The 2,499-nt window shown below is 26.0% G+C and carries 3 protein-coding genes and 1 pseudogene; 3 read left to right on the forward strand and 1 reads right to left on the reverse strand.

Features of this window, described 5'->3' with window-relative positions; all coding sequences use genetic code 11:
* The coding region (locus U880_RS0102365) for a DUF603 domain-containing protein (protein ID WP_024654619.1) at window positions 1-298 on the reverse strand (298 nt) is incomplete at its 3' end.
* A 155-nt stretch (window positions 299-453) separates the two neighbouring features.
* Between U880_RS0102365 and U880_RS0102370 the strand changes: the two genes are divergently transcribed.
* From U880_RS0102370 to U880_RS0102380, 3 genes and pseudogenes are all read left to right on the forward strand, one after another.
* Window positions 454-867: an Mlp family lipoprotein gene (locus U880_RS0102370; RefSeq protein WP_024654542.1), complete on the forward strand. Its 414-nt coding sequence runs from the start codon at window positions 454-456 to the stop codon at window positions 865-867.
* A 277-nt stretch (window positions 868-1,144) separates the two neighbouring features.
* Window positions 1,145-1,762, forward strand: coding sequence for an Mlp family lipoprotein (locus U880_RS0102375; protein WP_024654620.1), 618 nt, complete (start codon window positions 1,145-1,147; stop codon window positions 1,760-1,762).
* A gap of 381 nt (window positions 1,763-2,143) precedes the next feature.
* Window positions 2,144-2,499, forward strand: a pseudogene (locus tag U880_RS0102380) (site-specific integrase); the annotation flags it as partial.

Genomic DNA, 2,499 nt, shown 5'->3' on the forward strand with positions numbered 1-2,499 from the left:
TCATAAACTTAAGTCCAAGTTGACTTTTGGCTATACTAAATTGACTCTTAAGTTCACGTGCTTTAGCATTTGTCTCGAGTACTCGATCTAATATACTATTAAGAGTAGTTTTACAAATAGTTACTTTACTTTCACTAAAAAATTCCTTTGGATTATCTTTGATATTTTCCCATTTTTGTCTCATTTTACTTACATTAGCTCGTGAAACACCAAGTTCTTTCGCTATTTCAGTATCATTTAATCGACCTTCATCAAAATACATGGCATAATCTTCATATGCCCTCTTTACTTTATTCATATCTCTTCAACCTTATAATTTAACAAAAATTAATTTTAGTTAACATAAACTTTATAACAAAACATTAAACTTTCAAAAATAAATAAACAATTACAAAAATACCTATACAAGAAAAATAATAAATTTGAACTACCCTTAGAAACAAGGAGAGTATTATGATTAAATATACAAATTATTTGATATTTTGTAGTCTATTACTACTTTGCTGTTGCAAAGAAATAACAAAATCTACAAGACCCTCAAAAGATCTAACTAAAAAAAAGCCAGAAACTACAACAACACAAAAAACAGCTGAAGAAACATTAAGAAAAAATTTAACTGAAGAAGAGCAAGTAAACTTAGATTTCTTAAAAGAAAGTTTAAACAATAAAGAAAAGTTTAATAAGTTTTTATTATTTGCTCAACCTAAGATTAAAGAAGCTTTGGCTCACATAAAGACTCAACTTGAACGTTGCAAAAACAATAACGATGGTAAAGAAGGATTTAAAAATGCGGTACAAGCCTACTTTACTACAATGGATGACAATGAACTAGCTAATTTTAAAGATAGTGTGACGAGTACTTGTTAACGAAAGTTAAAAAATATTCAAAAAAACCTATTACATTGAAAAATATTGTAAAATGTCAAAAACATAATTCACATAATTTCATTTATTAAATTAGCAATTTAAAAAAAGTAAATAAAACTTTATGACAAACTAACAATTTTTATAAAATCAACAATCATATTATACAAATAATTATGAAATAGGAGAATAAAGATAAAATTAAAAGCAAATCTTTTTTAAAAATCCCTATACAAACCAAAATAACTAATAGTATACTTAAAAACAAGGAGAATATTATATGTATAAATATTTAAAACACATACTAATTTATAGTCTAATACTAGTCTATTCTTGTACAGATAAACTAAAAGTACACGAAAGAATAAGTTTAACACCAGCTAAACAAATACCAACTAAACAAACACCAACTAAACAAACACCACAAACGGAAGAAAATAAGAGTTTCAATACCATTATTCATGGATTTAACAAACATACAGAAGAAGAAAGAGAAAAAACCAACAAACATGACAGTGGTAAAACACAAGTAGCAAATATTGACTACTATAGAAACAGAATAACCAACTATAATACATTTATTTCTTGGATTAAAGATAAGCCAGAAAAGAAGAAAGAACTAGATAAAGCTTGGACTGAAGCTTATAATTGGCTAGAGAAAAGAAGAGCAGAAAATGCACCTGAAAAAACTTTAAATGAATATATAAGCGATGCCATTGATTGTGGCAACAATCTTTCATGTCAAGATACAAAGAAACAATATGGCACTAAAGAAAACCAAATAGTTCCATTCTTTGAGCTAATTTTAAGGCACATATTTATCAGTTATAGCGATCCTGAAAAGATTTTTATACAACTTCACACAATTAATATTTCAAGAATAAAAGATGATTTTTGATTTTATTGTAAGAAAGTAATAAATTAAAAGTTTGTAAAAAATAAAGGAAGTTGACTATGTGTTAACCTATGATAAAAAGTAGGTTAACAAAAGAAAGATAGAGGAAAGATATTATCATTGCGAAAAGTCTTAGGCTTAAAATGGAGTATCAAATAAATAGGAAGCAAAAAAGGAAGTATTTGCAAAAAATAGGAATAAGTATCTAAGATATTTATTCCAAAAATACTTAAAACCATATCTTCTACTAATTACAATCAAACTACACGCCATTTTTAACATACAATGAAAGGCCCAAAAAATTGACTAAACTTATAAGTATTTGTTAAACTATTAATTAACCATTTTATAATTTTTAAAATCATTAGTTAATAAGTAAACTTTATGAATGATACTAACTTGAACTTATCTAACAAAGTTAATAAAACACTCAAAGACATAGTAAAAGAAAATGAAAATTTAAGCAAAGAATTGTCTTTAATTAAAAGTAAACTTAAAACTAAAAATACTAAACCCAAATCCACTCCTATAAGATTCTATCTAAATGAAAAGACAATAAAACTTGTAAAACGCTGCATCACAAAACTTCAATCTATAGACCCAATTTCTGGATGGTTCGTATACATATTATCAATAACTGGTTGTAGAGGAGTAGAGATACAAAATGTCAAACTTGCTGATATATCACAAGAAAAAAGCAATAATGATGAGGTATTTTATAGTTTACGTGTAAATGTTGC

Origin of the sequence: Borrelia hispanica CRI (assembly GCF_000500065.1) — a bacterium.
Taxonomy (GTDB): domain Bacteria; phylum Spirochaetota; class Spirochaetia; order Borreliales; family Borreliaceae; genus Borrelia; species Borrelia hispanica.

Coding starts and splice junctions, on each gene's coding strand:
- U880_RS0102370 (WP_024654542.1), top strand. CDS start 454: ATGATTAAATATACAAATTATTTGATATTTTGTAGTCTATTACTACTT.
- U880_RS0102375 (WP_024654620.1), top strand. CDS start 1,145: ATGTATAAATATTTAAAACACATACTAATTTATAGTCTAATACTAGTC.